A 26,684-nucleotide genomic window follows, 5' to 3' on the forward strand; every position below is an offset into this window, starting at 1 on the left:
GATCAGATTCGGTGGTCCTGCCCTTGGTGCGACCCCGCAGCGTGCGACGCGGTGAGGCCGAGAGTGGCCCTTGAGAGGAGGCGGAGATGCTCGCGACGGTGACTTTGAACCCCAGTCTGGACAAGACCATTTATGTGGACGAACTCGGACTGGACGACACCAATCGGGCCCTGGGTTTTCGCCTAGACCCCGGCGGTAAAGGCCTGAACGTTTCGCGAGTCCTTTGGGAATTGGGACAGTCCTCGTTGCTGTTCGGCTTTCTCGGCGGAGACACGGGACGACGCTTGGAGAAGTTTCTGCAGGACGAGGGCTTACGCTGCGACTTCAACTGGACGGTGGGCGAGACCCGAGAGAACCTGATTCTGCAACGAACCGGGCAGCATCTGCAGACCAAGATCTCGATGCCCGGTCCGAGCATCCGCGAGGATGAGTTCCATCGACTCAAACGCAAGATTGCCGGCCGCTCAGACGATTACAGCTGGATCGTGTTCAGTGGCTCGATTCCGCCGGGGCTGAACAAGGGGGCTTACAAGGAGCTGGCCGAAGAGGCGACCTTGCGGCACGACCACGTGGTGCTCGATGCAGATGGCGAAGCCCTGCGGTACGGCCTGGAAGCCAAGCCCTTCATGATCAAACCCAACCTTCACGAGTTGCAGCGCATGGTCGGGCGGGAGCTCTCGGGAGAGGCGGCGATTCACGCTGCGCTCGATGAGATTCTCGCGGGGGGCCGGGTCGAGCTGATCCTCCTGAGCAACGGACCCAAGCAGGTCATCGCGGCCACGCGCAAGGAACGCTGGTTGGCCACGCCCCCGCCTGTGCAGGTCCGCAGCACGGTCGGGGCGGGCGATTCGATGGTGGCGGGTTTTCTGCACAAGTTCGTGCACGGCGAGACCTTGCCGGAAAGCCTGCGCTGGGCCGTGGCCTCCGGCACGGCCTGCGTGGCCGCCGAGGGGACCGAACTCGCGCATTACCGGGACGTGCTGCAGTTTTTGCCGCAGGTGGTTGTGACGCCTTGTGCCGGGCGAGCGGGGGCGTGATGGCGCGCGATGGGCGACGGGCGGCCGAACGCTCGGGGGAGCAATCATCGTGACGATCCAGCTGCCGGACCACCGGCAACTCTTCCCCGCGGTCGGGCTTTACCTGCATTTCCCGTTCTGTGCGCGCAAATGCCTGTATTGTGACTTTCCCTCGTTTGCCGGCCAGGATCACCAGATGGAGGCCTACGTGGCGGCTCTCTGCGCCGAGATCGCGGGGGCGCCGGCCGTGTCGTTGCGCAGCCTGTTTCTCGGCGGAGGAACACCCTCATACTTGCCGCTGGACGGCATGCAACGGGTGCTCGACGCCGTGCGGTCGCGCTTCGATTGGTCTGACCAGGTCGAGGCCACCATGGAGGCCAATCCGGGTAATGAGCGTCTCACCGACGCCTCTGCCGTCGATACCTGGCAGCGCTACCGGGCCATGGGCATCAATCGGGTCTCCCTGGGGGTGCAGAGTTTCGATGCCGAGATGCTTCAGGCGCTTGGTCGGATTCACGCCCCGGAGGATGCCGAGGCAGCGGTTCGGGCGCTTCGGCAGGCGGGCTTCGACAACATCAGCATCGACCTGATGTACGGCCTGCCTGGACAGACACTGGCGATCTGGCGTCGAACGCTCGAACGGGCGATCGCCCTGGAGTTGCCTCACCTGTCCGCTTACAGCCTGATCGTTGAGCCCCATACGCCGTTCGAGACGGCCGCCCGTCAAGGGCGCTTGAACTTGCCGAGCGAAGGGGTCGAGCGAGAGATGGCCGATCTGGCCGAGGCCCTATTGGGACGGGCGGGTTATCGGCAGTACGAGGTCTCGAACTGGGCGCAACCGGGCCGAGAGAGTGTCCACAACCGCGTGTACTGGCACAACGAGAGCTGGTTGGGCCTCGGTTCAGGCGCCCACTCCTATTTTGAACGGCGACGCTGGGCCAACCCCGCGGCGATCGCCACCTATCTCGCCCAGGGGCCAGCGACGCCGCCAGAGGAACCCCAGACCCTGCAGGAAGAACTGGAAGACACGATGTTCATGGGCTTGCGCCTGACCCAGGAGGGGGTTTCCGAGGCCCGATTCTCGGCGCGCTTCGGCGTCTCGCTGGCGTCTCGCTACGGTCCTCTGCTGAACGATCTGGTGGCGCGGGACCTGGTGAGCTGGGACGGCCAGATCCTCAGGCTGACGCGGACGGGCTTGCCGCTGGCGAACGAGGTGTTCGCGGCCTTTCTGGGCGCGTGAACCTCGCCATCAGGAATCAGCGATCGCCTGGATGCGCTGAAACTCTTCGCGATAGCGGGCCACCAGGTCCGGGGCGTTGCGGAAAATCAGCATGTTCTCGGCGTTGTCGGACTGAGCCGAATCCGAGAAGTTGAAGGAGCCCATCACGAGGGTGCTGTCATCGATCAGGATGACCTTGTGGTGCATGAGCGAGGGGTTGGTGTCGAGGCGGACATCCAGACGCCCAGCAAGCTCGCTTTCGCGCGGATTCATGCGCTGATATTCACTGTAACGCGAGGCCGCCTGCCCCTTCTCGAAGACCCCTTGGACCGTCACGCCGGCGGCTGCCCGGGCGAGCATCGCGTCCGCGATGGCATCGTCGGTGAAGCTGAAGGCCAGAAACTCGATGCGCTGGCGCGCCTGGGCCAGCTCATCCAGCAACGCCTGCCGGGCCCCGCCCTGGGTGGCCAGGTAAGGGGAGAAGAAGGGGATCACCTCGGCTTGCCCCAGCTGAATGCGGCGCGGTGCCGGGTGATCATCCCAGGGCGTCGCGTTATCGGGACGGTCAGGACCGAAATTGCGCCAATTGAACATTTTTTCGAATTCGTGGCTGTAGACGCTGGCCAGTTCGGGCGACTCGATGCGCATGGCGTTGTTGTTCTCGTGGTAAGAGCCACTTTCCGTCACGTTGTACGAGCCGGTCCAGACCGTGCTGCCGTTGGCCACCAGGAACTTGTTGTGCATCAAGGCTCCGCGATCATCGGGAACCACCTGGATGCCAGCCGCGAGGAGCCGGGCGATCGCCGGCCGCGGGGCGCCCAGGCGGTCCTGGTAATAGTCCTTCTCGGTCACCAGGCGCACGCGCACCCCCCGTTGGGCGGCGCGGATGAAGGCCGCCGTGACGTTCTCGACACCGATGGAGAAGAAGGCGCCATCCAGCGTGCCACCGGCCGGAACGGCATCGATCAGGGCGACCAGCCGTTGGTCCGGGTTGTCGGGATGAGCCCGCGCTGTGGCCTCATTGCGCTGCCTGACCTGCTCGTTGGTGAGCCCCTGTCGTGGGCTGGCATAGGTTTGGGTGAAGTGAACGCTGACGCCAGGCGTGACCTGTCCGGGCGGCGCTGGGTTCGGGGGGACCGGGCCGGGGGATGGGGGCTGTGGGCCTGGCGTGGGGGGAGCTGGCTGGGGGGGCAGTGGCGTGGGGGGGCCAAAGATGCGCCGCAGCCACTCTCGAACACGCTGCCAGAGCGATTCCAGGGAGCCGACCTGGGGCTGACCAGCGGGGGCAGTGACAGGTCTCGGTGGCGTCACGGGCCAGGCTGCCCAAGTGCTGGGTGTGGTGGCTTGCGCCGGCCATCCCCCGGGGAGGGCCGGCCCTACCGGTTGCATGGGCCAGGCCGCAGGGGGCTGAACGGCGGGGGGGGACGGCGGGGGCGCGATGGGCCAGCTCAGCGGGGGGGGGACGGGCGGCCAGGCGGGCGATGCGGGCGGAGTGGCCGGTGGGAGAGGCCAGGCCGCCGGCGGAGGGGGGGCCTGCCGCGCTGGCGGCAAGGAGGGGGGGGCGGGCTGGGCAGGCGCCTGGGACCAAAGGGTGGCTGGACCGGCGTACACGTCCGCGCGATAGACCGCTGGGGGAACGGGCGGCAGCGGGCGAGCGCCATCGCTGGCCGGTGAGGCCGGGCCCACGCGGGACGCGATCGACCGGTAATCGCCGATGCGGGCGACGCGAGCGGGAACACCTTGGGGGCCGGCGGACATGACGCACTCCAAGCGCAGACAGGGATGGGACAGTTGTCGGTCGCCCGGGGCATCCTCTCGATAAAGCGCCCGTGAAGCCTTGGTTAAAAATGAGCAACCGGCTGTGGGCCGGCCTGCCTGTCCGCGCGGCGGGCAGACCAGCGTTGGCGGCGGCCGGGACAAACCTTAGGATGGCCAGGGGTGACAGAGGGGGCGATCGTCGTGGGCGCAGAATCCGAAGACGGCAGCCTGGACCTGGCGGGGGAGTCGTTTACCCCCGCCGCCGACCTTGACTGCCTGCTGCGTGATGGCATGCCGGCGGTGCTCGAAACCTGTCGACACCAGCGCCAGGTGATCTCTCAGACCGGAATGTTTCTCGTGTCGGATGAGGCCGGTGGCCTCTATGAGGGTTGTCGCTGCGGGACGGGTCTGTATTTTCAAGACACGCGATTTCTGAGTGGCTGGCGTTGGCAATTGGAGGGAACCATGCCGACCCTGCTCTCCTTCTCAGCCGACCGAAATTTTCAGGCCCGCATTGAACTGATGAATGGTCACCTCGTGCTGCCTGACGGGCGTCAGATTCCCCAGGAGAGCATCTACGTGTCGGTCAATCGTCTGATCCAGGAGGTCGTTCACGAGCGACTCGAGGTGGTGAATTTCAATCCCGATGCGGTGACCTTGCGGCTCAGCTGTACGTTCAGTGCCGATTTTTCGGACATGTTCGAGGTGCGGGGTGCCTTTCGGGGGGAGCGCGGCCGCTACTTCAAGCCCAAGATCGCGGGGGAGGAGGCCGTGCTCGCCTACCAGGGGGCGGACGGGGTCTTTCGCAGCACGCGGGTGCGCTTCAGCCAGGTTCCCCAGTCGCTGGAGCTGCCTGCTGGTCTGCGGGCGCCCGGCTTCATCGCCACCTTCGACCTGTCGATTCCTGGCCGCGGCGGCCATGCGTGTCTCGAAACCGTCATCGCTCCGCGTCTGGGGGGCCAGGAAAGTCCCGATCTGTCGGCCACGTTTCAGGATCGCCATCATCAGCTGAGTGAGGCCCAAAGAGAGCGACTGGCCCGCCACACGCACCTTTCCAGCGACCACGAAATTTACGACCTGGTCCTCCGGCGCAGCGTGCTCGACCTCGAGACCTTGACCAGTGCGCAGCCGCTGAGTGGCCCCCTGATCGCGGCCGGTATCCCCTGGTTCGCCTGTCCCTTTGGTCGCGACGCCTTGATCGCGGCCTATCAGACGCTCCTGCTCGGGCCTGAACTGGCTCAGGGAACGCTACGTTTCCTGGCCCGCCACCAGGGGCGCGAGGTCAATGACTTTCGGGATGAAGAGCCCGGCAAGATCTTGCATGAGTTGCGACACGGGGAACTGACCAACCTGGCCCAGGTGCCTCACGCGCCCTATTTCGGGGCGATCGATTCGACCCCGCTGTTTCTGATCCTGCTGTCGGAAACCTACCGCTGGACCGGGGACCTCGATTTCGTGCGGGAGCTCTGGGAGCCGGTCGAGCAGGCGCTGATGTGGATTGATGCTTACGGTGATCTCGATGGGGATGGCTTCCTGGAATACGCCACGCGCTCACGCCTGGGTCTGTACAACCAGAACTGGAAGGACTCCTCCAACAGCAACATTACGCCCGATTTTCGGATTGCCACGCTGCCGATTGCGGTGGCGGAGGTGCAGGGCTACGTGTATGACGCCAAGCGGCGCATTGCCGAACTCTGCTACGCCCTGGAACTGCGCGTGATGGGCGATCGCCTCGTGCGAGAGGCGGAGGAACTGAAACAGGCCTTCAATCACGCCTTCTGGCTGGAAGCCGATGATTTCTATGCGCTGGCCCTTGATGGGGCCAAGCGCCCGGTGCGCACCCTGACCTCCAATGTCGCCCACGGGGTGTGGAGCGGCATCATTGATGAGGAGCGCCTCCCGGACATGGTGCGACGGCTTTTTTCCCCGGACATGTTCAGCGGCTGGGGGATTCGCACGATGAGTAGCGCGATGCCGCCCTACAATCCGTTGAGTTACCACAACGGCTCGGTCTGGCCTCACGACAACAGCCTGATCGCGAAAGGTCTGGCGGATCACGGCTTCAAGCGGGAAGCCCTCTGCCTGATGGAATCCCTGTTCGACGCGGCGCAGAAATTCGAGTACTTTCGGCTGCCGGAGTTGTTTTGTGGGTTTCCCAAGCAGGGTGACCTGGACAAGCCGGTGCCGTATCCCGTGGCCTGTGCCCCCCAGGCGTGGGCGGCCGGGGCCAGTCTGCTGCTGTTGCAAGCCGTGCTGGGCTTGACCCCGGATGCAGGCCGTGGCCAGCTCTTGATCCGACGTCCCATCTTGCCGACCTGGCTGCAGGATGTGACCCTGCGCGGGTTGCGGGTCGGTTCCACTCGCCTCGATCTGCAGTTTTTGCAGCAGCACGGCGTCACCACCACCCGCGTGCTGCGCAAAGAGGGGGGGGCCATGCGGATTCTGATCGAGGGGTGAGCTGACGGTCGCTAGCAGTCGGCGCAGGGACGGGTCAGAGGTTGCCTGGCGGGAGTGCGGCGAACGTCCCCAGGCAACGTCGCATGCGTCGGTGCGGAACGCCGGCCTCGTCGAACTCGTCGCCCACCACGACAAAATCCAGCTTGGCATAAAAAGGGATCGCGCTGACCTGGCTGTCCAGCACGAGTTCCGGGAGGTCCGCTTGCTGGGCGGCCGAGATGATCGCGGCCATCAGTTGCCGCCCCAACCCCAGACCACGATGGGATCGCTTCACCGCCACGCGGCCGACTTTCCAGCCGCCGCCGGCCAGGTCGAGGGTACGAGCCGTGGCGATCGCCGCGCCCCCGGCATCGCTCAGCAGCCAGTGTCGCGCAGACGCGTCATGCGCATCGAGTTCGTCGGCCGCCGGAAAACCCTGCTCGTCGACGAAGACCTCGAACCGGATGCTCCTGGCCGCTTGCCATTGCGCCTCGTTCGTCACCGACTGAATCACGAAGGTGGGAGCCGTTGGCGACGCGGCCTCGCCGGGATTCGACTCGACTGCCAAGGCCGCTATCCTTCGTTCCGTCGTCCTTTGCGCGGGCCGCCTTTGGCGTTCAGCCAGTCTTGGAGGGCCTGAACGGGGGAGAAGTACTTGCGGCTGCTGAGGGCGCAAAACAGCATCGCATCCCCCTTGACCTTGCGCGCCTCATCTACCGTGAACCACTGCAACTCGACATGGTGAGGTTCACATTCCGGGCAGGTGCAGAGCAATTCGGGGTGGATTCCCTTGATCTGCTCGCGAGGACGTTCCGGCGCGCTGCCAGCCTCCTCCCCAGCAGGGCCCGCCTCGGCCGTACCAGCCTCAGGCCCTTCTTCGGTGACCGTTAAAGCCTCGTCCGGGAGGAGCGCTTCAGGGGTGGTGGTCAATTCATGTTCCATACCGAGGCATCCGATCTTCGAGGGCACGGGTGGCGATGGCCCGGAACAGGGTGTGCGAGCACGAGGAGAGAAACTCGACACCCCAGGCGGTCTGAGAGGGGTGCAGCCGCAAAGAACCGTGCTCAGGCCGCGTGGACAGCAGCAGGGAGTCAAAGAGGCTGACGGCGCGGACCAACGGGTCTTCCAAGCGTTCCGGTGCGCCCCAGGGTTGTACCATTTCCGCCAGCAAGGCCGCCACTTCTTCGCGTTCGCCTCGCCAAGCCCCATCCCGCACTCCAGCGCGCCAGACGCGACTCAGGTCGGCACACACCTGACGGGCCGCTCGCAACTGCGTCACATCGTCGCCTTGCGGCGGCAGTCCGCTGCGGGCGGTGCGCGAGAGGATGGCCGCGGCGCGGTCCAGCCTGAGGGCAGTTTGAAACACCACGTTCGGATGGCTCATCCAGACACCTCCGTGCGTGAAACCGGTCCGTTTCACGGCTAAAGAATAACATAATCAGGGTCAGCCACCCAACATGTTCGCCAGACGACGTTTCGTTTCTGCTTGTGCGGCACGCCATGGTGTTCCCGTTCGCTCCGGGCTACAATGGGCGCCACAGGCGATGGGGCCTGCAGTGTCCACGCGTAGCCAGCAGGAACGGAACACAGAAGCACCATGTCGCTCAAATCCAAAATTTTTCAGCGTAAAGCCGTCGATGCCGTCGCGAGACCCGGTGAGTCGGGTTTGAAACGCACCCTGAGTGCCTTCGACCTGACGGTCCTGGGGGTCGGCGCCATCATTGGCGCGGGCATCTTCGTGATTGCCGGGAAGGGCGCCCAGGTGGCCGGACCCGCGATCATGCTGTCTTTCGTGCTGGTGGGCCTGGCCTGCCTGTGCGCGGCCCTGTGCTACGCCGAGCTGGCCTCGATGATCCCCACGGCCGGCAGTGCCTATGCCTACACCTACACGACCTTGGGGGAGTTCCCAGCCTGGCTGATTGGCTGGTTCCTGGTGCTGGAATATACCGTGGCCAGCGCCGCAGTGGCGGCCGGATGGTCCGGCTATTGTGCCAAAATTTTTCAGATGGTCGGCATCGAGCTGCCGGGGATGCTGACGCGCAGCCCGCTTGAACACGTCAATCCCGGTTTGTTCAATCTGCCCGCGGCGGCGATCGCCTTGCTGGTCACGGGGTTGCTGGTGCTGGGCGTGCGCGAGAGTGTCAAGGTCAATACGGCCTTCGTCCTCTTGAAGGTGTCGGTGCTGCTCACGTTCATCTTCGTGGCGCTGCCGGCCGTGAAACCAGGAAACTGGGACCCCTTCATGCCATTCGGCTGGAGCGGTGTGATCACCGGCGGGGCCCTGATCTTCTTCGCCTACATCGGGTTCGACGCCGTGGCCACCACCGCCGAGGAGGCCAAGAACCCGCAACGCGACCTGCCCATTGGCATCATTGGTTCCTTGCTGGTGTGTACCGTCTTTTACATCACGGTGGCCGCGGTCATGACCGGCATGGTCCCGTTCCCGACGCTGAATTCACCCGCCCCCCTTGCCACGGCCCTCTCCGCGGTCGGCCAGGAGAAATGGGCGGCGTTGATCTCCTTTGGCGCCGTGTTTGGCCTGACCAGCGTCTTGATGGTGCTGATGATGGGCATGCCGCGAATCTGGTTTGCCATGAGCCGGGACGGCTTGCTGCCACCGTTTTTCGGCAAGGTTCACGAGCGATTCGGAACGCCTTGGGTCGCGACCTTGATCAACGGCCTCTCCGTGGCTCTGATCACGGGCTTCCTGCGACTGGATGAGATTGCCGAGATGACCAACATCGGCACGCTTTCGGCTTTCATCGTGGTGGCTGTGGGCGTGTGGATCCTGCGCAAGCGTGAGCCTGACCTGCCTCGCTCCTTCAAGGCGCCCGCCTTGCCGCTGGTGGCCGGCTTCACGATCGTGTCCTGCGCCGGCATGATGCTGAGCCTGTCCAAGACCACGTGGTGGTTGTTTGCGATCTGGTCAGCCATCGGGGTGCTGGTCTATTTCAACTACAGCATCCGTCACAGCGTGCTCCAGCAACATCTCGAGGCGGTGGCAGCTCGTTTCCGGGCTGCCCAGCGGCATTGAGGTTCCTCCGGGAACTGTCCGCCGGGGGGCGGTCCCCGGAGCGTGACGAGGGTGCCTGGCCGCGCGTTCCCGCCCGGCGAGGCGCCCTGATCGGGTTGTGCTTGGCTCTGGCCTGGCTGCTGCTGGCGCTCACGGGCTTTCCCGCCAAGGCCCAATGGGCTGCCTACCACGCCCTGTTTGAAGCGCGCGGGCCCCTGCCGCAACCGGAGCACGTCGTCGTGGTGGCGATCGATGAGGCAAGCCTGGCCGAACTGGGCAGCTGGCCCGTGGACCGGGCCATCTGGGGGCAACTGCTCGACGGCCTCTTCGGGGCTGGCGCCCGGGTGGTGGGCCTGGATATCGCCTTCGTGCAACCGGCCACGAATCCCGCCGCAGACCGCCGCTTTGCGCAGTCCCTGGCGCGCTGGCGTGGGCGTGTCGTGCTGGCGGCCAATTTTCAGCCGGGGACGGTCCGTCAGGTGGAGAGCCGGCAGCTGATTTTACCGACTGCCACCCTGCGCGCCGCCGCCGAGGTGGGCGTGGTCGACCTGCCCTTCGACGCCGATGGATCGATTCACCGCTTCCCACGGCTTCTGCTCGGGGTGGACCCGACCGGCCGCGACGCGTCGGCGGCCTACGAGGGGTTCGCCCTCGCGCTCGCCAGGCGCTTCAACCCTGACCTTCGCTTGGAGGGAGACGACTGGCTGATCAACTATTCAGGTCCGCCGGGTCATGTCCGGACCCTCAGCCTGGTGTCGGTTCTGGACGCCCTTGAACGCCGGGATGGGCGCTTGCTGGGCGCGCTTCGGGACCGTGTGGTGCTGGTGGGCGCCTCCGCGCTGCGCCTGCAGGACCAGTACCCGACCCCGTTCAGTGCGACCCTGACCGGCCAGGGGGCCGAAACCTACATGGCGGGCGTTGAAATTCACGCCCAGGCGGTGGCGACCCTGCTGCGCGGGGATGCCGTGCGACCGCTTCCTGCAAGCTTGGAAGCGGCAGCGCTGCTCAGCCTCGGGGTGCTGACCGGCTGGCTGGGCGTGCGCCTACGTCCGCTGCCGGCGGCGCTCGCTGGCGCCGCCGGGGTGTTGGGCCTGTGTTGGGCCAGCGTGGGGGTGTTCACGGCGTATCACCTGTGGATCGACCCGGTGGGCCCCTTGCTACTGGTCGGGCTTTCCTTCGTCGTGGGGCTGGGCTTTCAGTATCTGTTTTCCGAACAGCGCAGGCGGCTGACCCGGCAGACCTTTGCCCGCTATGTCGATCGGGAGATCGTCGAGATGCTGCTGGCCAAGCCGTCGCTGGCCCCTCGGCTGGGGGGCGAGCAACGCGAGGTGACCGTGCTGTTCTCCGACATCCGTTCTTTCACCAGCATTTCAGAGCAACGCACGCCTGAGCAGGTGGTGGCCTTTTTGAATGCCTACCTCACTGAAATGGCGGCGGTGATTCGCGCTGAACGCGGCTGCATCGACAAGTACATCGGCGATGCGATTCTGGCGGTCTGGGGAAATGTGGTCCCCATGCCCCCTGAGGAGGCCGCCCGGCGGGGCGTGCGGGCCGCCCTCGGGATGTTGCGGCGCCTGGAGGCCAAGCGAATGGAGTGGGCCGAGCAGGGGTTCCCGGAGCTGGCCATCGGCATCGGTCTGAACACCGGGGAGGCCGTGGTCGGCAACATCGGTTCACCAGAAAAGATGGAATTCGGCGTGATCGGCGACGCCGTCAACGTCGCGAGTCGCCTGGAGGGTCTGACCAAGGAGCACGGCGCCTTGCTGGTGAGTGCCCGAACCCGCGAGCTGCTCGGGGAAGCCTTCGTCTGCGAACCGGTGGGGCCGATCGCCGTGAAGGGGCGGGTGCAGGCGGTGGAGGTCTGGCGAGTCCTCCGAGAGGCGGACCACGTGATAAAATAGGCAGCGACGCACGCCTCGCCCCCGGACACCATCTTGCAAGCCGCCCTTCGAAACAGCCTGCATACCCTCGGCCAGCTGGGCTCGTTCACGGCGGAAATTCTGCACGGTTTCCTGCAACCCCCTGTGTATCGCTCGGAAATCGTCCTCAATTCCCGCAAGGTAGCCTTCCAGTGCATCCTACCGGTGGTGGCGATCCTGTTCCCGACCGGCATGATCTCGGCGCTGATGGGACTCAAGATCATGGCGCTGTTCGGGACCGAGCGGATGCTCTCCAGTTTGCTGGCTCAAGGCATCGTGAAGGAGATGGCGCCCTCGCTGGCGGGGATCATGATCGCCTCACAGGCCGGTTCGGCGATCGCCGGAGAAATCGGCACGATGCGGGTCAAGGAAGAGATTGACGCGCTGGGGGTCATGGCCATCAACCCCATCAAATACCTGGTCATTCCTCGCTTGATCGCGCTGGCGTTCGTCTGCCCCCTGATCGCCGTGATTGCCACCGCCAGTGGCATGTTGGGCGGTTTCACCGTGGCGGTGCTGCTCAAGGGCCAGAACATGGGGGTGTTCATCGCCAACCTGCTGGCCTTCGTCACCCTGGCGGATATCTATGCGGGCCTGCTCAAAGCCGCCGTCTTCGGCGTGGCGGTGGGCTTGATTGCCTGCTTCTACGGCTATCACGTCAGTGGCGGGGCCGTCGGCGTCGGCAAGGCGGCCAACAACACGGTGGTGCACTCGATCGTGGCCGTGGCCGTCCTGAATTATCTGCTGACCACTTTCCTCATGCGGGTGCTGGGCGTATGACCGCCACGCTCGACTTGATGGGGGCCATCGGACGCTTGGCGATCGCCCTGGTGCAGTGGCTCGGCCAGCTTGGCTTTTTTGCGGCCGAGGTGCTGCAGTGGCTGTTGACGCGGCGCCCTTTGCTGTCTGAAGTGGTCACGCAGGCCGTCCGCGTGGGCATCCACACGGTGGGCATCCTGATGTGCGTGCTGTTCTTCATCGGTGCCAACGTGGCGCTGGTGGGGCACGCCATTTTCCGGCAATTCGGCGGACAGGACCTGGTGGGAATCTATGTCGGGTTGTCCTGCGTGATCGGCCTGGCGCCCCTGATCGTGGGGGCCATGCTGGCGGCCAAGCCCGGTACCGAGATTGCCGCGACGATCGCCTCGATGCGCGTCAAGGAGCAGATTGACGCGTTAGAGGTGATGGCGGTGAACCCTTACTGGTACCTGATGGTGCCGCGCTTCCTGGCTTACGTCCTGGTCACTCCGGCGCTGTTTGCCTTCGCGGTGGTGGCCAGCGTGGGGGGCGGCTATGTGGCGGCTGTATTCCAGCTCGGATTGAATCCTGGGGTCTTCATGTCGGACGTGTTGCGCTTTCTGAGCATGGCCGATTTGTGGAAGGGCCTGCTGCGGGCTGAGGTGTTTGCCGTTCTGATTTGCCTGCTGTCCTGCTTCTACGGCTACAACAGCCGGCCTGGACCGGCCGGCGTGAGTCGGGCCATCAATCTGGCCGTGGTCGTGGGCAGCACGACCATCATCGTCGTCAACTACTTCCTCACGGAACTCATGTACGGATGATACAGTTTCGCCACGTTCACAAGCGCTTTGGCGCCCAAGTCGTCCTCGACGATGTCTCCCTGGAGATTCCCAGGGGGCAGACCACCGTGATCATCGGTCCGTCCGGTACGGGGAAGAGTGTCTTCATCAAGCTGCTGGTCGGCTTGTTGAAGCCTGAAGCGGGTGAAATCTGGATTGGTGACCAGGAGATCACCCGACTGCGTGAGCGTGACCTCTACCAAGTGCGCAAGCGCTTTGGCATGCTGTTTCAGGACGGCGCGTTGTTCGATTCCATGAATGTGGCGGACAACATTGCGTTTCCACTCCGTCAGCACACGCGCAAGACCGAAAAAGAGATTGCCGCTGTGGTCCGCGCCAAACTGGCCCAGGTGGGATTGCCCAACGTGGAACACAAGTACCCCGGAGAACTCAGCGGCGGCATGCGCAAACGCGTCGGCATCGCTCGCGCGCTCGCGCTGGAGCCCGAAATCGTCCTGTTCGACGAGCCCAACAGTGGCCTCGACCCGGTGATGAGTGACGCCATCGACAAGTTGATCCTGCGCATGCAGCGCGAACTGGGCCTGACCTTTGTGGTCATCTCCCACGACCTCGAAGGCACCTTTCAGATCGCGGACCGCATTGCCATGCTCTACAAGAGCAAGCTGATCGCGGCCGACGAAGCTTCCCGTATCCGAAGTTCCGATAATCCGGTTATCCGGCAATTTTTCAGTCGCAGCGCCGACGGCCCGATCCAGGTGGTCTAGGCCGCACGTAGAGAGTGGATCCGATGAGCAAGTACACCAACGAAATCATGCTGGGAGGTTTCATCCTCCTGTCCGTGGGCCTGCTGGCCGCGATGTCGGTGGCCGTGGGTGGCTTCAACCTGCAGTCCGGCGTGCATGTGACCGCCCGTTTCAGCAATGCGACCGGTCTGGTCAAGGACGCTGCCGTGACCGTGGCTGGGGTGCAGGTGGGCCATGTCGAGCGACTGGCGGTGGACCACGACAAGGCGGTGGTGGCGCTTTTCCTGCGCAAGGATGCAGGCATCCGGGATGACGTTTGGGCGGCCATTCGGGCCAAGAGTTTGCTGGGCGAGAAGTACCTGGAACTGGTGCCCCAGAGTCGGGATGCCAAGCTGTTGCAAGATGGCGATACCATCGCACAAACGCGTTCGACGGTCGAAATTGACGAGTTGCTGGCCAATCTGGCGCCGCTGGTCAAGGAAGTCGACCCGAAGGATGTGGCGCGGGTTGTCAAGGGGCTGGCAGCCACCATCGACGGCGAGCAGGAGAGCCTGGCCAAGGTGCTCCGGAATGCCGGCACGGTCAGCGAACAGCTGGCCGATGCCTTGAAAACCAACCGGGCTCACCTCGACAAGACGGCGGCTCACCTGGCCAGCCTGACCGAACAAGGCGACGCTTTGCTCAAGCAGCATCGCCCCTCGATCGATCGCACGGTCGCCCAGGTGGACCGGATCACGGGCGTCTGGAGTGCGGAATCGCCGGCGCTGGCCGCCCGCGCCCAGCGCGTGGTGGGCCAGGTCGATCGCCTGACCCGAGCGGTGGAACCGCAGCAGGTCTCCCGGACGATGCAGAAGTTGCCCGTCTTGCTCGAAAAGGCAGACAAGGTCTCCGAAGGGGACGTCAAGGCCTTGGCCAAAGAGGTGCTGATGCGCAACGGCTTGCGGGTCTACCTGCACCCCTTCACCAATCCGGATGAACCCCAGCGTCCGCTGCCCGCCGCCACCCTGAAGCCCTGAAAGAACGCCTGCCGTGCCTGAAATCGTCGACTTTATCCTGCACATCGACAAGCATCTCGCCACCATGATCGCTCAGTACGGGACGGCCACCCTGTACCTCCTGGCGGGCATCATTTTCTGCGAGACGGGCTTCGTCGTGACGCCCTTCCTGCCCGGTGACTCATTGCTGTTCGCTGCTGGGGCCTTTGCGGCTCAGGGGGCCTTCCCCGTGTGGCACCTGTGGGGAATGCTCTGGTTGGCGGCCGTGGCGGGCGACAACGTCAATTACTGGGCCGGGCGGTTTGTGGGACCGAAGGTGTTTCACTACGAAGATTCGCGCTTTTTCCGCAAGGCCCACCTGGAGAAGACCCACGCCTATTTTGAAAAATATGGTGGCAAGACGTTGGTCATCGGCCGTTTCATGCCGATCATTCGCACCTTCGCGCCCTTCGTCGCCGGCGTCGGGGCCATGACCTACCGCCGCTTTCTGGCCTACAGCGTGCTGGGCGGTTTCCTCTGGATGTCCTGTTTCATCGGAGCGGGCTTCTACTTTGGCAACCTGCCGATGGTGCAAAAAAACTTCAAGCTGGTGATTCTGGCGGTGATTCTGGTCTCCCTGATGCCCATGGTGGTCGAGGCGGTGCGTCACCGGCGCGAGGCGCGAGCCCTTGGCTTGCAGGCGGCTTCGGCCAACGAGGCCTCCTGACGCGGCGATGCCCCTTGCCCTGACGGCGGCTTGCGCCTAGAATGACGCGTCGCCGCTCGGTCCTTGTTCGCGTGAAAGGCAGTTCATGGAAAAGCTGACGGGTCTTCTTGGTATCGCCGTCATCCTCGGACTCGCCTACGCCCTGTCGACCGACCGGCGGGCGATTCGCTGGGCGCAGATCGGTTGGGGCCTCGCGCTGCAGGTGGCTCTGGCGGTGTTCATCCTGTGGACGCCGCTGGGACGTGCCTTCTTCGAAGCGCTCGGCGCTGGCGTGACTCGGCTGCTCGACTTCTCCAACCTCGGGGCAGCCTTCGTGTTCGGATCGCTGGTCACGAGGCCGGAGATGGGCTTCATCTTCGCCTTCAAGGTGTTGCCTGCGATCGTGTTCGTGGGCAGCTTGATGGGCATCGCGTACTATCTCGGCATCATGCAGGCCGTGGTCAGCTTCATCGCCAAGATCATGGTCAAGACGATGAAAACCAGTGGCGCTGAGAGCCTGTCGGCCGCGGGCACGGTGTTCGTGGGCCAGAGTGAGGCACCTTTGCTGATTCGGCCCTATCTGGCGTCCATGACCCGCTCGGAGTTGAACGCCATCATGACGGGCGGAATGGCCACCATTGCGGGCTCCGTGATGGCGGCCTACATCGGCATGTTGGGTGCTGAATGGGCGCCCCATCTGCTGGCCGCGTCGATCATGGGCGCCCCGGCCGGCTTGGTGATGGCCAAGCTGCTCTGCCCCGAAACCGAACAACCTCAGACCGGTGGTGACGTGAAGCTGGAGGTGGCGGTGCAGGAAAGCTCCGTGATCGAGGCCGCGGCCAAAGGGGCCAGCGAGGGCATGCACCTCGCCTTCATCGTGGCCGCCATGCTGATCGGCTTCATCTCCCTGCTGGCGCTGGTCAATGCGGGGTTCGGATATCTGGGAGGGCTCGTCGGCTACCCCAACCTCACCCTCGAATTGATGCTGGGTTATGCGTTCATGCCGCTGGCGCTGGCGATGGGGACCCCTTGGGCGGACGCGCAGACGGTCGGGGGCCTGTTGGGGCAGAAAATTATCCTGAACGAGTTCGTGGCCTACGGGAATCTGGCTGAGATCCTGAAACCGGGCGGGGTGGAACTGTCCACCAAAGCCATCACGATTGCCACCTTCGCCCTGTGCGGCTTCGCCAACGTGTCCTCCATCGCCATCAATATCGGCTGCATCGGCGGTCTGGTGCCGGAACGGCGCGGTGAACTCGCGCGGCTGGGCTTGCGGGCCATGACGGGTGGCGCGCTGGCGTCGTGTATGACGGCGACGATCGCCGGCATCCTGGTCTAGGAGGCCCCTGGTGCCGATTCAACTCGTGAGCGTCTGCGGGATCGGGTTGCTGGTGGCGATCGCCTGGCTGCTCTCCACTTCGCGTCGAGACATCGCCTGGAAGACCGTGGGCGTTGGCTTTGCGATTCAATTCGCGCTGGCGCTCTTCATCCTCAAATTTCCCTGGGGGCAGTGGCTGTTTCAGAAGGCCGGGGCCGGCGTGACGGCGTTGCTGGATTTCTCCAAGCAGGGCGCCGGCTTTGTGTTCGGCAAGCTGATGGACACGTCTTCCTTTGGCTTCATTTTTGCCTTTCAGGTGCTGCCCACGATTGTCTTCATGGCTTCGGTCATTTCGGTGCTCTACTACCTGGGGGTGGTGCAGCGAATGGTGGCGGCGCTGGCCTGGGTGATGCGCAAGCTGATGGGCACGAGCGGCCCGGAAAGCCTCTCGGCCGCGGCCTGCGTCTTCGTCGGTCAGGTGGAAGGCCCCTTGCTGGTGCGTCCTTACATCGCTTCGATGTCGCGTTCCGAGTTGATGGCCCTCATGACCGGCGGGATGGCCACCATCGCAGGCGGCGTGATGGCGGCTTACATTGGCCTGCTGGGCGGCCAGTGGGCGCCGGCGTTGCTGGCCGCCTCCCTGATGGGCGCGCCCGGGGGCCTGGCGATGGCCAAGTTGATCGTTCCGGAAACGGAAAAAACGGCGGCGGCCGGGGGCGATTCGGTCGCCACCCTGCACGTCGTCAGTCAGGAAAGCTCGGTGATCGAGGCGGCGGCCAAGGGGGCGTCTGATGGGATGCATCTGGCCTTCACCGTCGCCGCCATGCTGCTCGCCTTCGTGTCGCTGGTGGCGATGCTCAACGGGGGCCTGGCTCTGCTGGGTGGTTTTGTCGGCCATCCGACGATGTCGCTGGAAAAGATTCTGGGTTGGGCCTTTTTTCCACTGGCCCTCGCCTTGGGAGCGCCGTGGGCGGATGCCTCGGCGGTGGCCCACATGATTGGCACGAAGCTGGTGCTGAATGAGTTCCTGAGCTATGCCGCATTGGCTGACACGGTCAAGAATCACACGATGTCCGACCGCGGCGTCATGATTGCCACCTTTGCCCTGTGTGGCTTCGCAAACCTCAGTTCAGTCGCTCAGAACGTCGGCGGCATCGGTTCCATGGCGCCGGAACGGCGTGGGGACCTGGCGCGGCTGGGGCCCCGGGCCATGCTGGCCGGGGCACTGGCTTCCTGCATGTCGGCGGCGATGGCGGGTGTGTTGATTCCGTGATGGCCGCACCGACCGTGGAACTCAGCGGCTGGGGACGCCGACCGAGAGCCCTCTGTTCCTTGTATCGCCCGGAGAAGCGTCAGCACCTGGTCAGCTTGCTTACCACCGGGGAGGGCACCCGGATCGCGCGAGGGCTGGGGCGTAGCTACGGCGATCAGGCGCTCAACCCGCAAGGCGTGATCAGCTTGGAACGCCTCGACCGCATGCTCAGTTTCGACGACGAATCCGGCGTGCTGGTGTGTGAGGCCGGCGTGTCGCTGGCTGACATCCTGTCCGTTTTCCTTCCCCGGGGCTGGTTTCCCGGCGTCACGCCTGGCACCAAGCACGTGACGGTGGGGGGGGCCATTGCCAATGACGTGCATGGCAAAAACCACCACGTGGACGGGAGTTTTGCGGCCTGGACCCTTGGCTTCACGCTCCTGACGCCAGCCGGCGAGGTGCTGGAATGTTCGCGTGAACTGAATCCCGAGGTTTTCTGGGCGACCCTGGGGGGCGCGGGCCTGACGGGGGTGGTGCTCCTGGCTGCCATTCGGCTGCGCCGGGTGACTTCCGCTTTCATGAAAGTCGATTACCGCCAGGTGGCCAACCTGGATGATCTGATGGGGACTTTGGAGGTTCATGACCCCCGACATACCTATTCCGTCGCCTGGGTGGATGCCCTGGCGCGCGGGCGCTCGCTCGGGCGTGGCGTCACCATGCACGGGGACCACCTCGAGGCGGAGTTTCTGCCCGCCCGCTGGGGGCCGCCTCTGGCGACGCGTCCGCGTGGGACGATCGCCGTTCCCTGCGACATGCCGGCTGGTCTCATGAATCGCGCCACGGTGGGTGCGTTCAATGAGGTCTTCTGGCGGGTTCATCGGACTCGCTATGCCTGCGTGGTCCCGCTTGAACCTTATTTCTATCCCCTGGACCGCTTGCACGCCTGGAATCGCCTGTACGGGGCTGGGGGCTTCGTGCAGTATCAGGTGGCCTTTCCCTTTGCCACCGCTCGGCGCGGGCTGGCGAGGGTCCTGGAACGCCTCTCCAGCGTGGGGGCGGCCTCCTTTCTGGCCGTCATCAAGCGCTTTGGCGATGCCACGCCGGGCCCCTTGTCGTTTCCCATGCCTGGCTACACCCTGGCGCTGGACCTTCCGTTTCAACGGGAAACCCCAGGCCTGCTGGCGCAGTTGGATGCTGCGGTGCTGGAACACGGCGGCCGACTGTATCTGGCCAAGGACTCGCAAACCGATGCCCGCACCCTGCGGGCCATGTATCCGGACCTGGATGCCTTTCGTGACCTGCGTGAACGCCTCGACCCGGATCGGCGTCTCAGTTCGTTGCAGGCGGTTCGGTTGGGGTTGGTGTGATGCAGGCGGCGACGCTGGACCCCGTCCTCATTCTGGGCGCGACCTCCGGGATGGCACGGGCCGTGGCGGGCTTGCTGGCGCGACGTGGACATCCACTCCGCTTGGCTGCGCGCGACGCGGTCGAGGTGAGGGCCTTGGCGGCGGACCTGGCCATCCGGCATCAGGTGGAGGTGCTTGCCTACGTTTATGATGCTGCCTCTCCGGAGGCTGAGGCCCAATTGCGCTTGGCCGCGGAGGGGACGCTGGCCGGGGTGCTGGTCGCCTTCGGGGTGCTGGATGACCAGCGCGAGGCCGAGCGGTCTCGCGAACGGGCGGCCCAGCTGCTACACGTCAACTTTACCGCCTGCGCGCTGGCGTGTGAGACGGTGGCGGAAGCCCTGCAGGCGCAAGGCCACGGCTGGCTTTGCGTGATTGGCTCGGTGGCGGGGGATCGTGGACGGCAGTCGAACTATCTCTATGGGGCAGCCAAGGGAGGCTTGGCGGTTTACACGCAAGGCTTGCGACATCGTCTCAAAGCGTTTGGTGTGGCGGTCATCACGATCAAGCCAGGATTTGTCGACACCGCCATGACCTGGGGCAAACCGGGTATGTTCCTGGTGGCCACCCCGGAACAAGCGGCTGAGGGCATTGTGCGCGCGATCGACGCCCGGCGTGCCGTGGCTTACGTGCCTGGTTTTTGGCGCCTGGTGATGGCGCTGATTCGCGGAATCCCCGGCCCCCTCTTTGAAAGATCCAAGCTCTGAACCGTGTCTGACGCCGCGTCCTCGTCTGAATCGATGCCGTCTTCGGCCGGATCCGACGCTCACCCGCCCCTTCCGAGGGGGGAGCAGATGGCCCGGGTGCCGCAGGCCGTGGCTGGCTGGCAGGCTTTGCTGGCGCTGTTGCGTCCGCGCCAGTGGATCAAAAACGGCTTCGTGCTGGCCCCTTTGATCTTCACGGGCCTGTTCGTCCGTCCGGACGCGCTCGGGCAGGCTGGCCTGGCGGCCTTTCTGTTCTGTCTCGCCTCGTCGGCGGTGTATGTTTTCAATGATCGCGTGGACGTCGAACGCGATCGCCGGCATCCGCTCAAGCGTCTCAGCCGGCCCCTGGCGGCCGGTACCGTCTCTGTCAGGTCTGCCGACGGCCTGCTGGGGGTGCTGCTGCTGCCCGTGCTGCTGGCGTTGTGGCTGTGGCCTCAGGTCGGAGCCCTGATCGGGGCGTATCTTGGATTGAACGTCGCCTATTCGTTACGCCTGAAACACGTTCCGGTGGTGGACATCTTCTGTGTCGCGACGGGCTTCTTGCTGCGGGTCGCGGCCGGTGCAGCCGCCCTGTCGGTGCCGCTTTCCAACTGGATGCTGGTCACGACGCTCTGCCTGGCGTTGTATCTCGCCGCTGTGAAGCGCCGCCAGGAACTGGCCCTGACCGATGGCGGGGCGCGTGGCGTGCTTGGCGCCTATACCGTCTCCCTGCTCGACCGTTATGCTCAGATGGCCGCGACAGCCGCCATTCTGTTCTATGCCCTCTTCACCAGCACGGTGCGACCTCAACTGGCCCTGACCGTCGTGCTGGTGTTGTTTGGCTTCTTTCGCTATAGCTATCTGGTGGAGGCTCGCCAGGCCGGCGAGAACCCCACCGAAGTGGTCTGGCAAGACGCTCCCTTGCTGCTGACCTTGGCGCTCTGGGTGGCGGGCTGCAGCTGGGTCATGTGGCTGGGTTGACCCACACGACTGGAGCTATCAGCTTGCAGCGGGAAAATCGGGCTGAGGGACCATCGGCTCCCGGCGGGTTTCCGACCGGTCTTTGGCGATGATTTCCTTGAGCCGGGCGATGGCGTCTTCTTTGGAAGGCGTGGTGGCCATGACGACACTCCTTGGGCGTTGGCTCGGTGCGATGCCACGACGGGGCACGCCCTCATCCTATCGCCGGGCGCGGCGGCGTCGATGTGATCAGCGTTCCGTTTCCCGCATGTTGATGTCGAGTTCGACGCGTTCCTTGGGGGCAGGCTTGGGAGAGGCTTGTTTATCGGGAGGAGCGAACTCGGTCTGGACCTGGGTCTGTCCGCCGCTGAAGGCTTCGAAGACCTCGGTTTTTGTGTTGAAGACGGCGCGGGAGGCGGTCAACCAATCGCCATTGGCCTGCTGCACCCGGACCTGGTCCGTCAGGGTGATCAGATTTTGCCGGTCGGAGAAGACAGCCTTCTTGCCGGTGGCCACCTTGCCCTTCTGTTCGATGCGAACCACTTCACCGGTGGCCACGGCGTCGCTCGTGCGGTTGTCGATCACCAGCTTGTCACACCACAAGGTGGCCCGCTCCCGCAGGGCTTCGTCTCGGGCCTCGTCCGGGCTATCCGCCTCGACGATGCCCTCCTTGACGAGCCAGTTGCCGTTGATCTGGACGACCTTCACGTTGCCCTCGAGGCGGGTTTCGTCCCGGGCCCGGTCCATGAAGGCGGAGTCGCCCCAGGCCTTTTTCTTGCCATTGATGATCGCCACGTTGCGCTTGAAGTGGGCGTCCTTTTTCTGGGTCCAGTATTCCAGTTCGTCGGCGTCGATGACGGTGTCTTCTTTCTTGATGGCGGCCTGAATCTTATCTCGCTTGGCCGACGTGAGCGCCCGGGCCAGCGGGTTGCGCTTGCGCACGAAGCGGACCTTGCCCTCCGCCACCAGGCGTTTCTCCTTATGAAAGGTGGTCATGCGGTCGGCGTTCAGCAGGGTGGGAGGCTCTCCCTCTTTGGCCTGGGTCACCTTGACCGGCTTGGTCATGTAGGAGACCTTGTTGGCCTGGTCGAACTGGACCTCCTCCGTCCGGATGGTGGTGTCGTCCTGCACAATCTTGACGTTGCCCGTGGCCAGGGCCATTCGCGCCTTGCGGTCATATTTCAGGTAGTCCGAGGTGATGTGGATGCGTTCGTCGGATTTGCCCTTCTTACCCTTGGTCGGCTTGGTCAGAGCCCGGGAGACGCGGCGCGGAGCAGGCTTGGGGTTGGTTTTGACGGCGGCGGGTGTCGGTAGCGGCACCGTCCGTACGGAGGGCAGCACCAGTGGCGGCGGGGGAACTTCATTCTCGGCGACAGCCGGAGATGCCGAGATGGTGATCGCAAGGGCGGCCACCCAGGACCAGACGCGGGACATCACAAACGCTCCTCGTCCTGTGCCTTGGCACGGAAATCCACGTGACCTTTGAGTTCGAAGACCTCCGCGTCGGCGTTGGCCTCGAGCGCATCGCCGCGGGCCTCGGTGCCATCCGTCATGGTGATGGTCACGGGCTTGGGCATTTCGACCCGTTTGGTGCGCGCCCGATAGGCCAGTTCCTCGGTCTTGATGATGTCCTTGTCGTCCGTGGTCAGCACCACGTGTCCCGACATGTGGAGGTCCTCACTGAACGAGTCAAAGCGGGCCTGGTCGGCGGTCCAATCGAGGGCGCGCACCTTCTCGCTCGGGCTGGCATCCTGATTTTTCCAATCCTTCAAGTTCAGGAACCGACCCTTGGGTTTGGGTTCGAAGGTGGTGTAGCGACCGTCCCGGCTGAGCGAAACGGTCGGGGCCTCGATCAGCCAACGCTGGACGCCTTTTTGTCGCCCTTGCATGGTGACGTCGGAGAACTTGACCTCGATGTTCTGTTCCAGACTGATGGCCTTCGGCAAGACCGGGTCTGCCAGGCCGGCCTGCTGTCGCGCGCGCGTGACGTAAATGGTTCCCGCGACCACCAACACCGTGAGCAGGTAGATGGGCCAGGGCGCCAGCCAGTTTGGCCTCGCCCGGGCAGGCTTCGCCGGCGGCCCGGGCGGAGCGCTCGCCACCTCCGCTGGCTGGTTCAGGTTTTCCTTGTGCGGATCCATCCGACCCCCAAGGCTCCCAGCACCCAGAGGGTGCACAGGGCACTCAACCAGTCCCCAAAGCGGACGTAAGGTGTGATGTCGTCACGAATCCCGGCCTGCGCGGTCAGGGCCGCGTCCACGAAAACAGGCGTCTGGGAGGCCACCCGGCCGGTCGGGTCAATCACCGCGCTGATGCCGGTGTTGGCCGCTCGCAGCACCCAGCGTCGGCTTTCGATCGCGCGGAGGGCGGCGTGAGCCAGTAACACCCTGGGCGCCGCGGTGTCCTTGTACCAAGCGTCGTTGGTCACGATCGCCAGCACCTGGGCCCCGCCTTGCACCACCGGCCGCATCGCGTCCGGAAAGATGCCATCGTAGCAAACGCCTGCGCCGACCTTTCCGAAGGGAAATTCAAACAGATGGGGCACCTGGCCGGGGTAGTAGTCGTGCCCGACGATGTTCATCGACATCAGGAAGGCGGGCATCCAGTCGCGCGCCGGGACGTATTCTCCGTAGGGCACCAGGTGGCGCTTGTAGTCGAAGCCGAGCAGGCGACCTGTGCCGTCGATGGCCGTGACCGCATTGTACAGCTTGAGGCTCTCCCGCTCGCCCTCCCAATCAAGGGTGCCGAACATGTAGGCCCGTCCCTCCCGCACAGCCGCCGCCCGGAGGCGCTCCAGCAGGGTCGGATTGTTGCGCAGGAATTCGGGCATGGCGGTTTCCGGCCACAGCACCAAATTGGAATTGGGTTGTTCCGAACTCAGACCCAGGTACTTGTCGGCCATGCGATGGATGGCGCCGCGCTCACGCGTCCACTTGTCGGAACCGGCAATGTTGCCCTGAACGATGCTGACGGAGAAGGTTCCGGAGGGAATCGGGCGGGTCGTTTGCCAGACGCCGTATCCGCCCAGCGCACAAACGAGCAGCAGGGCGGCTGTCACGGGACGCCAGGCTTGCCGGTCGGGGGCCCCGACCACGGCCGGCACCACCGCCAGCGCCAGCAGGCCATTGACCGCGACCAGCACCCCGGCGATGGGGAAGGGGCCCACCAGGTCCGCCGCCTGGACGAACACCCGCCCCGCCACCTGCGTCAAGGCCAGGTTGCCCCAGGTGAAGCCGAAGGTTCCCAGGCTGGTCAGCCATTCCAAACTGACCCAAGCCGCCGCGAGGGCGGCCACGTGCCAGGCACCGGGCTTGCTCAGATGACGGGTCATTCCGCCGAAAATCAGGCCGAGCGCGGCAAGTTGGGTCACCAGGAGGCCCGAGGCGGCCAGCCAGGCCCCGCAGACAATGGCCAGACTGGCCCCTTCGGAAAAACCCAGCCAGGTCAGCGGGTGCATGGCGAGGAACCAGTAAAGCAAGCTCAGGTAGAATCCTGCGCCAAAGGCTGCGAACAGCTTGACCATGTCGCGACGACGCCGAGGCACGAACGTCAAGGCACACAGCGGGGTCAGCGCCAGCCAGGCCAGCAGGCTGGGAGCGTCGAAACCCGGAAATGCCAGACTCAGCAGAGCTCCGGAGAGGGCGGCGGTGACCAGTTCCTTCCACCCGAGAAGGACGGGCGAGCCCATTTCTGGACCACCCCGCCAGGCCGCTCGCCAGGTGGCGGCAGTCGACACACCCGGTGAGGGCGAGAGGGCGGACATGTCGGTCAGAGGAGTGGTCAAGTGACGCTTTCCAGGGTCCGCGCGGAGGGCGCAGGGGACAAGGCGAAAGAACCCTGCATTATAACATCCTCGGGGGACCCCGGCCGCGTGAGCGGGGTGTGCTAGCATGACCATCCGCGCCATGCTGAAGATTCTCGACCGTTACATCCTGCTGGAGCTGGTCAACCCGTTTTTGTTCGGGGTGTTCGGCTTTCTCATCGTGATGTTGCCGGCCTTGATGTTCAATCTTACGGACTTGATCATCAAGGCCGGCGCGCCCCTTCGGGCTGTGAGCAAGTTGTTCCTCTACAACCTGCCCTTCTTGACGGTACTGGCCTTTCCCGTGGCCTTTCTGTTCGCCACCTTGCTGGCGATCGGGCGCATGACCAAGGACTTCGAGGTCATCGCCATGCGCTCGGCCGGGATCAGCTTGAAGCGAATCATCACGCCGATCATGCTCACCTCCCTGGGCGTCTGCGGGGCGGCCTTCGTGCTGAATGAGACGGTCGTGCCCTATGCCAACAAACAGATCAACCAGACCATTCAGGACATGACGCGCAACCTGGCGCGGCCGCCCATCAAGGAGAACACGTTTTTCCAGGGCACCGACAACCGCTATTTCTACATCAAAGAGGTCCGCTCGGACGGTCAGATGAAGGACATTTTTATCTTCGATAAGACCAAGGACGGCCTACCGCAGGTGATTCAGGCGGAGCGGGCACGCTGGGTCGGTCAGGTTTGGCGCTTGGAGTTCGGCACGAATTACCGTTACGACCGCGACGGCTACATCGAAAACGAGATTGCTTTCAAGACGATGGACATCGCCATCAGCCTGAACACGTCGGAACTGATCCCGCCCGGTCTGAATGCCCAGGAAATGAGCACGGCTCAGTTACAAGGGCAGATCTCGGACCTGCGCAAGACCGGCGGGGCCACGAGGCAGATCGAGGTCCAGTATTGGAAGAAGTGGTCCCTGCCGCTGGCCAGTTTTTTTGCCGCGTTGATTGCCGCCCCTCTGGGCTTGATTTTTTCCCGCATGGGCGGCTACGTCGGGGTCGCCTTCTCGATTATCCTGGTGTTCATCTACTACGTGACCCTGCAGATCACCGAAGCGCTGGGGAACTTTGGCCACATTCCCCCGTTTTTCGGAGCCTGGACCTCCAATCTGATTTTCTTGTTGGTCGGTTCGGTGTTGGTCTGGCGAATGGACCTGCGATGAGCGACGCCTCCCATCAGGCGGCTGCGGCTTCAGCCCGCACACACTGGAACGAGGTCTATGCGCACAAGCCGCTAGGGCCCCATCCTGTTGACCATCCGGTGCTGGTGGCTGCCCTGGAACATTTTGGGGACGTGAGAGGCTTGCGGGTTTGCGACCTGGGCAGTGGCACGGGGGAGTATGCCCTGGCGTTCTTGCGAGCCGGTGCCAAGGTCACGGCCATCGACTACAGTCAGGAAGCCACGGCACGCTTGCGGGCGCATGCCCTGCAGGCGGGGCTGGAAGACCTGACGGTGATTTGTGGCGATGCGTTGCGGCTGGCTGAGTTTGGACCGTTCGATTGCGTTTTTGGAGCGATGATCCTGCATCACCTGGAGCCGTTCGAACAGGCGGTGGTGGCACTGCAGCAGGCCCTCACGCCCGATGGGCGGGCCTTCTTCCACGAGAACAATGCGGGCGTGGGACGCTTCGCCCTGGCGTTCCGCCGCTATCTGACCGGCCGCCTCTGGTTTCCCAAGTATGGAGATGACCAGGAGTTCCCGCTCACGAGCGATGAAGTGGCCAAACTGTCAGGCGCCTTCCACGTGCGGGTGGTCTACCCCGAACTGGCCTTGTTCCGGCTCGTCTCTCATTACGTGTTTCGCGAGCGTTTCGCGCCCGGGCTCTTCGCCTGGTTGGACCGAACGCTTTATCGCTGGCCGGCCTGGCGCCGCTTCAGTTACCTACAATACCTGTACCTGCTTCCGGCCCGGCGCGCCTGAGGTGGA

The 26,684-nt window shown here is 64.4% G+C and carries 25 protein-coding genes; 17 read left to right on the forward strand and 8 right to left on the reverse strand.

Features of this window, described 5'->3' with window-relative positions; genetic code table 11:
* Nucleotides 1-86 precede the first annotated feature (86 nt).
* Both pfkB and hemW read left to right on the forward strand, forming a co-directional pair.
* Nucleotides 87-1,037: a 1-phosphofructokinase gene (pfkB, locus tag VKP62_02595; protein ID MEB3196069.1), complete on the forward strand. Its 951-nt coding sequence runs from the start codon at nucleotides 87-89 to the stop codon at nucleotides 1,035-1,037.
* Between the two features lie 49 nt (nucleotides 1,038-1,086).
* Nucleotides 1,087-2,256, forward strand: a complete 1,170-nt coding sequence (hemW, locus tag VKP62_02600) for a radical SAM family heme chaperone HemW (protein ID MEB3196070.1) — start codon at nucleotides 1,087-1,089, stop codon at nucleotides 2,254-2,256.
* 9 nt (nucleotides 2,257-2,265) lie between these two features.
* Here the strand turns inward: hemW and VKP62_02605 are convergent, their stop codons facing one another.
* Nucleotides 2,266-3,993 carry a phospholipase D-like domain-containing protein gene (locus tag VKP62_02605; protein MEB3196071.1) on the reverse strand — a complete coding sequence of 576 codons (1,728 nt, stop codon included), beginning with the start codon at nucleotides 3,991-3,993 and terminating at the stop codon, nucleotides 2,266-2,268.
* Nucleotides 3,994-4,173: 180 nt separating this feature from the next.
* On the opposite strand from VKP62_02605, the gene VKP62_02610 reads away from it, so the two are divergent.
* Nucleotides 4,174-6,450, forward strand: coding sequence for an amylo-alpha-1,6-glucosidase (locus tag VKP62_02610; protein ID MEB3196072.1), 2,277 nt, complete (start codon nucleotides 4,174-4,176; stop codon nucleotides 6,448-6,450).
* Between the two features lie 34 nt (nucleotides 6,451-6,484).
* Here VKP62_02610 and VKP62_02615 read toward each other — a convergent pair whose 3' ends face one another.
* The 3 genes from VKP62_02615 to VKP62_02625 are packed head-to-tail and all read right to left on the reverse strand — an operon-like array spanning nucleotide 6,485 to nucleotide 7,813.
* Nucleotides 6,485-6,997, reverse strand: coding sequence for a GNAT family N-acetyltransferase (locus VKP62_02615; GenBank protein ID MEB3196073.1), 513 nt, complete (start codon nucleotides 6,995-6,997; stop codon nucleotides 6,485-6,487).
* 5 nt (nucleotides 6,998-7,002) lie between these two features.
* Complete coding sequence (locus VKP62_02620) at nucleotides 7,003-7,371, reverse strand: hypothetical protein (GenBank protein MEB3196074.1); 369 nt, start codon at nucleotides 7,369-7,371, stop codon at nucleotides 7,003-7,005.
* The gene (locus tag VKP62_02625; protein ID MEB3196075.1) at nucleotides 7,361-7,813 is read right to left on the reverse strand and encodes a hypothetical protein; all 453 of its coding nucleotides are present in this window, start codon (nucleotides 7,811-7,813) and stop codon (nucleotides 7,361-7,363) included. The genes VKP62_02620 and VKP62_02625 overlap by 11 nt, the downstream gene beginning before the upstream one ends.
* Nucleotides 7,814-8,026: 213 nt before the next feature.
* Between VKP62_02625 and VKP62_02630 the strand changes: the two genes are divergently transcribed.
* The 12 genes from VKP62_02630 (at nucleotide 8,027) to VKP62_02685 (ending at nucleotide 20,959) form a co-directional block, all read left to right on the forward strand.
* Nucleotides 8,027-9,463, forward strand: a complete 1,437-nt coding sequence (locus tag VKP62_02630) for an amino acid permease (GenBank protein MEB3196076.1) — start codon at nucleotides 8,027-8,029, stop codon at nucleotides 9,461-9,463.
* A 101-nt stretch (nucleotides 9,464-9,564) separates the two neighbouring features.
* Nucleotides 9,565-11,343: an adenylate/guanylate cyclase domain-containing protein gene (locus VKP62_02635; protein MEB3196077.1), complete on the forward strand. Its 1,779-nt coding sequence runs from the start codon at nucleotides 9,565-9,567 to the stop codon at nucleotides 11,341-11,343.
* A 33-nt stretch (nucleotides 11,344-11,376) separates the two neighbouring features.
* Complete coding sequence (locus VKP62_02640) at nucleotides 11,377-12,141, forward strand: ABC transporter permease (GenBank protein ID MEB3196078.1); 765 nt, start codon at nucleotides 11,377-11,379, stop codon at nucleotides 12,139-12,141.
* Nucleotides 12,138-12,920: an ABC transporter permease gene (locus VKP62_02645; protein ID MEB3196079.1), complete on the forward strand. Its 783-nt coding sequence runs from the start codon at nucleotides 12,138-12,140 to the stop codon at nucleotides 12,918-12,920. The genes VKP62_02640 and VKP62_02645 overlap by 4 nt, the downstream gene beginning before the upstream one ends.
* Nucleotides 12,917-13,663: an ABC transporter ATP-binding protein gene (locus tag VKP62_02650; protein ID MEB3196080.1), complete on the forward strand. Its 747-nt coding sequence runs from the start codon at nucleotides 12,917-12,919 to the stop codon at nucleotides 13,661-13,663. The genes VKP62_02645 and VKP62_02650 overlap by 4 nt, the downstream gene beginning before the upstream one ends.
* 23 nt (nucleotides 13,664-13,686) lie before the next feature.
* Nucleotides 13,687-14,658, forward strand: coding sequence for an MlaD family protein (locus tag VKP62_02655; protein ID MEB3196081.1), 972 nt, complete (start codon nucleotides 13,687-13,689; stop codon nucleotides 14,656-14,658).
* A 13-nt stretch (nucleotides 14,659-14,671) separates the two neighbouring features.
* Nucleotides 14,672-15,343, forward strand: coding sequence for a DedA family protein (locus VKP62_02660; GenBank protein MEB3196082.1), 672 nt, complete (start codon nucleotides 14,672-14,674; stop codon nucleotides 15,341-15,343).
* A gap of 85 nt (nucleotides 15,344-15,428) precedes the next feature.
* On the forward strand, nucleotides 15,429-16,661 hold the full coding sequence (locus tag VKP62_02665; protein MEB3196083.1) for a NupC/NupG family nucleoside CNT transporter: 1,233 nt from the start codon (nucleotides 15,429-15,431) through the stop codon (nucleotides 16,659-16,661).
* 10 nt (nucleotides 16,662-16,671) lie between these two features.
* The gene (locus tag VKP62_02670; GenBank protein ID MEB3196084.1) at nucleotides 16,672-17,913 is read left to right on the forward strand and encodes a nucleoside transporter C-terminal domain-containing protein; all 1,242 of its coding nucleotides are present in this window, start codon (nucleotides 16,672-16,674) and stop codon (nucleotides 17,911-17,913) included.
* A complete protein-coding gene (locus VKP62_02675; GenBank protein ID MEB3196085.1) occupies nucleotides 17,913-19,259 on the forward strand; it encodes an FAD-binding oxidoreductase in 1,347 nt (448 codons plus the stop codon). Before VKP62_02670 ends, VKP62_02675 begins: the two co-directional genes overlap by 1 nt.
* A complete protein-coding gene (locus VKP62_02680) occupies nucleotides 19,259-20,002 on the forward strand; it encodes an SDR family NAD(P)-dependent oxidoreductase (GenBank protein ID MEB3196086.1) in 744 nt (247 codons plus the stop codon). Before VKP62_02675 ends, VKP62_02680 begins: the two co-directional genes overlap by 1 nt.
* Before the next feature lie 87 nt (nucleotides 20,003-20,089).
* A complete protein-coding gene (locus VKP62_02685; protein MEB3196087.1) occupies nucleotides 20,090-20,959 on the forward strand; it encodes a decaprenyl-phosphate phosphoribosyltransferase in 870 nt (289 codons plus the stop codon).
* A gap of 18 nt (nucleotides 20,960-20,977) precedes the next feature.
* On the opposite strand, the gene VKP62_02690 is transcribed toward VKP62_02685, so the two are convergent.
* The 4 genes from VKP62_02690 to lnt all read right to left on the reverse strand — a co-directional run bounded on the left by VKP62_02690 (nucleotide 20,978) and on the right by lnt (nucleotide 24,722).
* Nucleotides 20,978-21,100, reverse strand: a complete 123-nt coding sequence (locus VKP62_02690) for a hypothetical protein (GenBank protein ID MEB3196088.1) — start codon at nucleotides 21,098-21,100, stop codon at nucleotides 20,978-20,980.
* 87 nt (nucleotides 21,101-21,187) lie between these two features.
* The gene (locus VKP62_02695; GenBank protein ID MEB3196089.1) at nucleotides 21,188-22,372 is read right to left on the reverse strand and encodes an LptA/OstA family protein; all 1,185 of its coding nucleotides are present in this window, start codon (nucleotides 22,370-22,372) and stop codon (nucleotides 21,188-21,190) included.
* Nucleotides 22,372-23,079: an LPS export ABC transporter periplasmic protein LptC gene (lptC, locus tag VKP62_02700; protein ID MEB3196090.1), complete on the reverse strand. Its 708-nt coding sequence runs from the start codon at nucleotides 23,077-23,079 to the stop codon at nucleotides 22,372-22,374. Before lptC ends, VKP62_02695 begins: the two co-directional genes overlap by 1 nt.
* On the reverse strand, nucleotides 23,055-24,722 hold the full coding sequence (gene lnt, locus VKP62_02705; GenBank protein MEB3196091.1) for an apolipoprotein N-acyltransferase: 1,668 nt from the start codon (nucleotides 24,720-24,722) through the stop codon (nucleotides 23,055-23,057). Before lnt ends, lptC begins: the two co-directional genes overlap by 25 nt.
* A gap of 106 nt (nucleotides 24,723-24,828) precedes the next feature.
* On the opposite strand from lnt, the gene VKP62_02710 reads away from it, so the two are divergent.
* Together VKP62_02710 and VKP62_02715 are read left to right on the forward strand one after the other, a co-directional pair.
* The gene (locus tag VKP62_02710; GenBank protein ID MEB3196092.1) at nucleotides 24,829-25,920 is read left to right on the forward strand and encodes an LptF/LptG family permease; all 1,092 of its coding nucleotides are present in this window, start codon (nucleotides 24,829-24,831) and stop codon (nucleotides 25,918-25,920) included.
* Nucleotides 25,917-26,678, forward strand: coding sequence for a methyltransferase domain-containing protein (locus VKP62_02715; protein ID MEB3196093.1), 762 nt, complete (start codon nucleotides 25,917-25,919; stop codon nucleotides 26,676-26,678). The genes VKP62_02710 and VKP62_02715 overlap by 4 nt, the downstream gene beginning before the upstream one ends.
* The last annotated feature ends 6 nt before the right edge of the window (nucleotides 26,679-26,684 follow it).

It is taken from the genome of Candidatus Sericytochromatia bacterium (genome assembly GCA_035285325.1).
In the GTDB taxonomy this organism is placed as follows: Bacteria; Cyanobacteriota; Sericytochromatia; order S15B-MN24; family JAQBPE01; genus JAYKJB01.